This window comes from Lachnoclostridium sp., assembly GCF_031997925.1.
In the GTDB taxonomy this organism is placed as follows: Bacteria; Bacillota; Clostridia; order Lachnospirales; family Lachnospiraceae; genus Lachnoclostridium.
In genome coordinates this window covers 51,556-59,752 of the sequence record NZ_DAMADT010000028.1, presented here as the reverse complement: position 1 = coordinate 59,752, position 8,197 = coordinate 51,556, and the positions used below count along the sequence as shown (strand labels likewise).

At 34.5% G+C, this 8,197-nt stretch carries 10 protein-coding genes and 1 pseudogene; 3 read left to right on the top strand and 8 right to left on the bottom strand.

Annotation, left to right across the window (positions count from 1 at the left end; genetic code table 11):
• The 4 genes and pseudogenes from RTP52_RS15780 to aac(6') form a co-directional block, all read right to left on the bottom strand.
• A pseudogene (locus RTP52_RS15780) lies at positions 1 to 201 on the bottom strand (pyridoxamine 5'-phosphate oxidase family protein); the annotation flags it as partial.
• Positions 198 to 605, bottom strand: coding sequence for a MarR family transcriptional regulator (locus RTP52_RS15775; protein ID WP_312372414.1), 408 nt, complete (start codon positions 603 to 605; stop codon positions 198 to 200). The gene RTP52_RS15775 and the pseudogene RTP52_RS15780, both read right to left, overlap by 4 nt.
• A gap of 250 nt (positions 606 to 855) precedes the next feature.
• The gene (locus RTP52_RS15770; RefSeq protein ID WP_312106939.1) at positions 856 to 1,080 is read right to left on the bottom strand and encodes an RNA polymerase sigma factor; all 225 of its coding nucleotides are present in this window, start codon (positions 1,078 to 1,080) and stop codon (positions 856 to 858) included.
• A 126-nt stretch (positions 1,081 to 1,206) separates the two neighbouring features.
• Positions 1,207 to 1,644 carry an aminoglycoside 6'-N-acetyltransferase gene (aac(6'), locus tag RTP52_RS15765; RefSeq protein WP_312372411.1) on the bottom strand — a complete coding sequence of 146 codons (438 nt, stop codon included), beginning with the start codon at positions 1,642 to 1,644 and terminating at the stop codon, positions 1,207 to 1,209.
• Between the two features lie 512 nt (positions 1,645 to 2,156).
• Here aac(6') and RTP52_RS15760 point away from each other — a divergent pair.
• From RTP52_RS15760 to RTP52_RS15750, 3 genes are all read left to right on the top strand, one after another.
• Positions 2,157 to 2,705, top strand: coding sequence for a hypothetical protein (locus tag RTP52_RS15760; RefSeq protein WP_312105142.1), 549 nt, complete (start codon positions 2,157 to 2,159; stop codon positions 2,703 to 2,705).
• Positions 2,706 to 2,727: 22 nt separating this feature from the next.
• Positions 2,728 to 3,237 carry a kinase gene (locus tag RTP52_RS15755; protein WP_312105145.1) on the top strand — a complete coding sequence of 170 codons (510 nt, stop codon included), beginning with the start codon at positions 2,728 to 2,730 and terminating at the stop codon, positions 3,235 to 3,237.
• A 182-nt stretch (positions 3,238 to 3,419) separates the two neighbouring features.
• On the top strand, positions 3,420 to 3,776 hold the full coding sequence (locus RTP52_RS15750; RefSeq protein ID WP_312372409.1) for an inorganic pyrophosphatase: 357 nt from the start codon (positions 3,420 to 3,422) through the stop codon (positions 3,774 to 3,776).
• A 174-nt stretch (positions 3,777 to 3,950) separates the two neighbouring features.
• On the opposite strand, the gene ybaK is transcribed toward RTP52_RS15750, so the two are convergent.
• The 4 genes from ybaK to RTP52_RS15730 all read right to left on the bottom strand — a co-directional run.
• Positions 3,951 to 4,424 (bottom strand): Cys-tRNA(Pro) deacylase, encoded by a 474-nt coding sequence (gene ybaK / locus RTP52_RS15745; protein ID WP_312105151.1) that lies wholly within the window; start codon positions 4,422 to 4,424, stop codon positions 3,951 to 3,953.
• 18 nt (positions 4,425 to 4,442) lie between these two features.
• Complete coding sequence (locus RTP52_RS15740; RefSeq protein WP_312105153.1) at positions 4,443 to 5,657, bottom strand: ribonuclease E/G; 1,215 nt, start codon at positions 5,655 to 5,657, stop codon at positions 4,443 to 4,445.
• Between the two features lie 18 nt (positions 5,658 to 5,675).
• A complete protein-coding gene (locus RTP52_RS15735) occupies positions 5,676 to 6,548 on the bottom strand; it encodes a TIGR03936 family radical SAM-associated protein (protein ID WP_312105155.1) in 873 nt (290 codons plus the stop codon).
• Positions 6,549 to 6,664: 116 nt separating this feature from the next.
• A partial coding sequence (locus RTP52_RS15730) for a TIGR03960 family B12-binding radical SAM protein (protein ID WP_312372408.1) occupies positions 6,665 to 8,197 on the bottom strand: 1,533 nt, incomplete at its 5' end.

The following is an 8,197-nucleotide window of genomic DNA, read 5'->3' as shown; positions in this document are numbered from 1 at the left end:
GCATGCCTTCGAGTTGTGCAAAAAATGTTGTGTACGGCGCGAGGATAAATTGGTAGAGAAGTAATGTGTAAATAAATCATCATATTGTAATGAAAGCATGGCTTTTATACTGGGATATCCATTCCCGTCAACGGATGAAACATATGCTACTTTTGCATTTTCAACTAATAAATTAATTTCATTTTTAATTTGTTCCGTCATGTTGTTCGCTCCCTCTCATTTAGATTATCGAGCACTCTCCGCAGTGTGTTTTCAAAGGCTATGATCTCCTCGTCTGTAAAACCAGCATAATAAATTTCGTTCATCTTCATCGATACCTTTTCGTACTCATCACTTAATGCTCGAGCATTTTCGGTTATGGTAATGCGTATCTGCCGACGGTCGCATTTATCAAATACACGGGTGACAAGTCCGGCATTTTCCATACGGTCAAGCATACTAGTAAGAGTTGTCTTCGCAAGCCCTGTTTTTCGAGCAAGTTCTACAATTGGAATATTATCTGACTGCCACAGCACATAAAGAATTCGTCCCTGCGCACCGTTAAAAGCATCCACACCCGCATCTTCTAGTAGTTTTTCGAAGATTCTACTGCCAACTTGCTTCATCTGTGATATTAAAAAACCGCCATCAGTTTTTCTTATTGTCCTCACCTCCGTTCTATATAATATAGTACTATATGGTATTAATTAAGTCAATAATAATGAATTTACTCACTTAAAATCTTAAAACCTATAAAACATTGAAATATAGTATCATTACTCAGTGTTTTACTCTCTATTTTAAGTGTAAATTCATTATTATTGATCAAAGATTATATTCTTATTTATTGTTCTCTAGTGTTTTATCACGATAATATCATCTACCTGACTTTGTCCTTGATAAACCTTCTCTATCAATACGCTTGCAAGAGCATAGTATTCCTCCGTCTTTAAATTCCTCTTCTCTCATCAGTTTTAAAAAAACTTCTTGAGCTACGTCTTCAGCATCAGCCTGATTCTTTAAATTCTGATAAGCAATTCTTATGATCATATCAGAATATTTTTCTATCACAGCATCGATTTGATCTATAGTGTTTATCATGCTTTCCCTCCTTTCACTAATATAACGATTTATATCTTCACTTTCCGTGCAAGTAAAGCAAAATATTAGTTTTTTAGTATGGATGTAGCTGTTGGTTCTCTAACCTTTTGTTACTTTAAGCTAACTCTACAGCTTTTTTGTGAAACAAATGATTCTATTTGCTTCTTCAAACCCAACTGTTAAATGAAATGCTAAACTATCCTGATTACTAAGTTCACAGTCACTAGCAAATTCCTCACAGCCTAGAGTTTTAGCCCAGTTCTCACATTCTTTTAAAAGCCTACTAGCATACCCTTGATTTCTATACTCTTTTTTGATAAAGATTCCCTCCACATATCCCACTGGACTACTAGAGGTACCTTCCACATAATCGTATCTTAGTTGGCATTGTGCAAACCCTACCGATATATTATCTTTATATGCAATATAAAAAGTAGCATCTTCCTTCTCAATATACTCCAAAAACTCATCCTCTAACTCGTCTAATGTATGGTCTGGCCATAATAAAATAGCCAATTGCGCTAATGTATGTAACTCTTCTTGGGTAGCTTTTTTAATCATCATAATTCTCCTAGATTTCATTTATTATTTAATCAAAAAGATATTTGTTATTACTTAAAAATCTAACATGCTCCCTTGTTATGTTAAGCGAAAGTAAATTCTCCTATAATAATTAGTATTTATTTAAATAACTGTATGAGGATTCACTAATTGTATTAATTTTACTATATAGCAGATTGTTATTCAAATAAGATTTCCTTGTATTTCAAGGAACATTAGGTTTTGAAGGGGTTATGTAAACTGGGTTATACAAACTGAGTTGGTATACACTTAAATTAGATATATCGGAATTTTAAGATTAATACTAAATGAAATAGCCTATTATTAACACTGATTGTATAGCAATTTTTCATGCAAAACAGTATAATTATATCATTGAAATTTACTGCTTCCTTGAAGCTGTCACTAAAAATCTATCGAAGGAAAATCATCAAAACATAACTATCATCTTATTAGTCACTAACTCCATTGTTATCAAACAAACGCTACAATGACGCGTTAGAAAGAAGGAAATCATGTATCCTGACCTTTACATAACAAATTACTGTGATAAGCGGTGTAAACCATTTCATAACCTTACTCAGTTAACCGAAAGCGAGGCATTTCTCCTTGCTACTGACTTATCACAGCATGTAGAATCTTCTTTTACTTCATTTAGTAGATTCCAAAAAAGTGATTTTCCCGGTTATTACAAGAAAAGAGTGCGTACAGAAAAATGGTTATACGATAGTTTTCTAAAATTAGGAGGGAAACCTAAAAACTCAAGTCCTTTATATTTTGTCTTAGGAGAAAGTACATATTTAGATTCATGGTATAAAAACGGGAGAAAGACTCAGCTTTTGTTAGATGATATCTCACAAACAGAGATAAGCTTTACAATTGGCGATAGTATGGGCATTATAGATTCCGATAATAGATTAGAACCGCTCAACAAAGATATGTTACATGATTTTTTACTAGAGAAGTCACAAGATATTTCTTCATTTCTTAATGACCTTAATAAAAACAATCGTTATATAGAAGTTCAACTTTGGAATGATTCCTATCTAACTTATCTAAAATAGAACCTGGAGGTGGTTATTATAAATGAGTAGCCATACAAAGTTAATTATACTTAGGGGCAATTCCGGAAGTGGAAAGTCGACAACCGCAAAAGCTTTACAAAAAAAGTTTGGTTATGGAACAATGCTAATTTCACAAGACGTAATCAGAAGAGAACTTTTATATGTAAAGGATGGAATCGATACGAAAGCAATTCCTCTTTTAATAGACCTTGCAGCATATGGAAGAAAAAATTGCGAAGTTGTAATCATTGAAGGGATTTTAAATGCAACATGGTATCAAGGATTATTTACTACGTTACTATCAGAATATGATAATAATATTTACGCTTATTATTTTGATTTACCATTTGAAGAAACGTTAATCCGACATATGAAAAAACCAAATTGTAATGATTTTGGGGAAGCTGAGATGAGAAAGTGGTGGATGGAAAAAGATTATATAGGAATTATAAAAGAGAAAATAATACGAAAAGAATTAAGCCTAGATGAGATTGTATCTATGATTTATTCTGATATAATAAGAGGTTATTAATTTATTTTATACTAAAAAAATTTGTACATAAATTAAAATTAAAAGGAAAATAGATAAGGGTCTTTCCATAAACCCAATCCATTTCTTTGATTATAAACCAGCTGAAAATAACACAGCTTCATTTTACAGTATCTAAAGTAATTACTATATGATACGCATTTTTATATTACCGGACGTAGCATATGGAATACAATGAAGATTTCTGGAATGCACTCTATGAATTAGTTTCTTCTTCTGAAATCATTATCGATAGACCGAAAGGCACCGTGCATCCCAAATACCCTGATTTTATTTATCATGTTGATTATGGATATCTAAAAGATACCTCTTCCATGGACGGTGGTGGAATTGATATATGGAGGGGTAGCATGGGTGAGCCCATCATTGATTCCATCATATGTACTGTTGATTTGTTTAAGAAGGATTCCGAAATTAAGATTCTGATAGGATGTACAGAAGAGGAAAAAATGCTCATATATCATACACATAATGACTCACATTATATGAAAGGAATTCTTATTAGAAGATCTAACTTTTAATATAGAGTATGACTCAAATTATATGTATGTGAAAGGAGTGCCAAATTAAAATAAGGGTGCTTTTACAGAATAGAGTTGATTACCCATCTATTTTGTGAAAGCACCCTTATAGTTGTTTTCTAGCAACACACTTTATATAACTTATATAAAATAACAAAAAACAAACCAAACAATCTATTCAACCGTTAAATCACTAAGATTTGCCTGCAAAAACTCTATGAGTTCTTCTCTTGGTATTAATAACTGACAGCCACGCACCCCAGCACTTACCGTAATTTCATCAAAAAGAATTGCTGTTTCATCTACGTAGGTTGGAAACTTCTTTTTCATACCAATTGGAGAGCAACCACCACGAATATATCCAGTAAGACCAAGAAGATCTTTTACAGGAACAAGCTCGATTTTCTTATCTCCAATCAAATTTGCGACCTTTTTTAGGTCAAGTTCTTCTGCTACCGGAATACAAAAGACGAGATATCCCTTTTTCTCCCCATGTGCCACTAGGGTTTTAAATACCTGTTCCACAGGCATCCCTATTTGATTCGCAACATGGACTCCAGCAAGATGATCTTCCTCCACTTCATATTCCATCGCTTTGTATTCAATTCCAGCCTGAGTTAGCATACGCATAGCATTTGTAATTTTCATTTATTTCACCATTCCTGATCATTCCTCTTCGCATACCGCAAGTTCAGTATGCTTCATTTGTTCATGAAGAGGCTTTCGTACCTTCTTTCTTGTAATCTCTACAAGGTTTAGGGCAGTCATATCCACTAAGGTTGTTTTTATTGGATCTTTTATTAGATATTCTTCAAATACTCTTAGTAACTGTGTCTTCGCATCCTCCGATATCATATCGATAAAGTCAACAATAATAATTCCTGAGAGATTTCGCAGACGAATCTGCGCAGCTATTTCTTCCGCTGCCTCTAAGTTCACCTTTAAAAATGTTTCCTGAACGTTCTTTTTCTTTGATACTGCCTTACCAGTATTCACATCGATTACTGTTAAAGCTTCCGTTGGCTGAATAATTAAGGAACCGCCGCATGGAAGCCAAACTTTTTCTCGTAGCGCACGGGATAGTTTTGTTTCAATACTATAAAGTTTTGAAAGTGCTAATAACTTATCTTGATAGAATGTAAGCTTCTCAATATCTTCTTTCTGATGCTCCGTCAGATATTCTTTGATTTCATCATATAAAGATAAATCGTCTGTAATGATAGCTTCTAAGTCCTTGGCAAAACCATCTCGAATCGCACATAAAAATGGTTGTAAGGTCTTATAAAGAAGCGAAAAACGATTTCTATAGATTCCATAGGTTAAGATGCGGTCGTATTGATTCTTTAACTGCTCTATTTCCTCCACAATCAAACCATCCTCTGCTTCCATCGCATTGGTTCTTAACACAAAACCATACTGTTCTCCAAGGAGAGGTGAAACCAAGCTTCTTAAGCTCTTTCTTTTCTGTTCCGAACCAATCTTTGTAGAGATTCCAATTGTTTTTGTTCCATGCATCAGAACTACATATTTTCCAGTGAAAGAAATACTTGTAGTTACAACTGGAGCCTTTGTTTTAATATCTTCTTTAATTACTTGCACCACTAATTCGTCTCCAATATTTACCTTATCGCTTGACTTCCCATTCGTAAAAATGGGATTTACAACATCGGCTAGAGGTAGATAGCACATCTTCTTATCTGATATTTCTACAAATGCAGCATTGATGTTTTTTACTATATTTTTAACTTTACCAATATAAATATTACCAAGAGATGATACCTCTTCCTCACGGTCGACATTTACCTGAATCATCTGATTGCCTTCATATAATGCAGTCACAATGTTATCATCCATTTTCGTAACAATCAGTTTACCACTCATAATAAGCCTTCCTTTACCTTACATTATTCCTACTTTACCTAATGGATCAAGCTTTAATGCATAGGATTCTTTTTGTTCCACAGCTAGAATCATTTCTTCAATAGTTTTTCCGTGGTCAGCAACATTTGCATAAGTCTCCATACGGTGATATTGAAATGCATATGCTTCAAATTTAATGCCATGTTTCTCACAAAATGCTTCCATGACAAGCTCAGGTTTTATGTTAATTACACTTCCTGTTGCTAAGCATAAAAACACACGAATGCCATTTTCATAAGTATCTGCATGTTCTATTCCATTCACTGAATTCGTAACCTTAAGTTCTTTTCCTGCGGAAAGAAATTCTTCTTCTGTGATTCCATAAAGGAAAATATAAGGACGGATGTCCATTTCCTTTTCACTCTTCTTTGTCTTTTTATTGATTACGATCTGATTCTGACGATAGAACTCATCAAATAATTTATGAAACTCATCTTTATCTAGTATTTGCCCATTTTCTTTCTTTAACTCATAACCATCTTTTAAGGAGACTAAATAATCTGCCGCTGCCACAAGTGACATCGCTGTCTCTCTCTTCTGATTTGGTAAAGGCTCTTTTAAAATCTTAGCTTCTGTTACCGCAAATCCTTCATTCATAACGGCATTTAAACTCTTTATAATAGCTTCCTCAGTTTCAATCACATTAAAATCAACGTCCACATACTCGCCATCACTGGTTAAACCAACACCAAGCGGTGCTGCAAAAGACATGATCTGATGCGGATTAAAACCCTGGCTATAAGCTATATCGATTCCTGCTCGTCTATTAGCTTTTTGAAAATAGCGCATTACGTCTAAGTGGCCGATAAATTTTACCACACCATATTTCGAAAATTTTATTCTTACTTTCATTTGATTAATCCCTTCCTATCAATAAACTATATAAATTGAACTTTAGTTCTCTACTGTTTCAGATGTGAAAATGCTTGCGTATATGGCATTTTTATACTTGAAACAATGTAGAAAACTTAGCAATTTATATTGTTGTTTCCTGTATGGGCCTCAAAGCATATTCCACCTTGAAAAGTCGCTGCACCACAGCCAGAGCAAGACATCTTACAGTTTGGGGTTACCGTTTCTTCTACTGCACGATCATATTCTTTACGAAGGAATTTCTTCGTAACACCAATATCAATAAAGTCCCAAGGGAAAATTTCATCAGCTTCACGCTCTCTGCTCGTATAGAATGGGATATCTACGCCATTTTCCTTAAATACTTCCATCCAGGTATCATATTTAAAATACTCAGACCAAGCATCGTAAATACATCCCTTTTGATATGCATCGTAAATGGATTTCGAAATTTTACGATCACCTCGTGCAAATATACCTTCAAGAATCGTAACCTCTGCATCATGCCAATTGTAACGAATACTCTTATAATTTAATTGTTCTTTCATCTTACCATTTAAGAAACGCTGCTTTTCTAGGTATTCTTCTCTGGTTACCATTCTTGACCACTGGAATGGGGTAAATGGCTTTGGAACAAAGAAAGAGGTACTTGCAGTAATCTGCACTTTACCATTTCTCTCTTCTTTTGGTATGGTATAATATTCTCTTGCTATCTGATTGGAAATCGTAGCAATTCCTTCAATATCTTCCATTGTTTCCGTTGGAAGACCTAGCATAAAATAAAGTTTCACTTTATTCCATCCCGCAAGGAATGCATCCATCGCTCCTTTTAAAATCACTTCTTCGGTGAGTCCTTTATTAATTACGTCACGAAGACGCTGAGAACCTGCCTCTGGTGCAAAGGTAAGGCTACTCTTTTTGATATCCTGTACCTTGCTCATAACATCAAGTGCGAACGCATCAATACGAAGAGATGGAAGAGAAATATTCACACCGTTCTTCTTAAACTCATCGATTAAGAAATAAACGAGTTCCTGAAGCTTATCATAATCACTGGAACTTAAAGAACTAAGAGATATTTCTTCATGTCCTGTGGATTCTATCATATCTTTTGCTAAGTCTTTTAAATAATCAACGTCTCTTTGTCTTGTTGGTCGATATAACATACCAGCCTGACAGAAACGACATCCACGAATACATCCACGCTGAATTTCAAGTACCACACGATCCTGAATTGATTTAATATAAGGTACTAGCGGTTTTCTAGGATAATACGTATCACTAACATTCATCACTACCTGTTTCTTAACCTTATCTTTCGCATACTCATTATTCGGAGTCATAGATGCAATGGTTCCATCCTCCTTATAAGACACTTCATAGAAAGCTGGCACATAGATACCCTCAATTTGTGCAACACGCTTTAAGTAGTCTGCTCTACTGCCACCTGCTGCCTTGTTCTCCTTATATGCATCTAGTACCTGATCGTATACGGTTTCTCCTTCTCCGATGTAAAACATATCAAAGAAATCTGCAATCGGTTCTGGATTATAGGAACATGGACCACCACCAATCACGATTGGATCCTCCTCTGTTCTATCTTTTGCATAGATTGGAATGCCTGATAAATCTAAGATTTGTAGGATGTT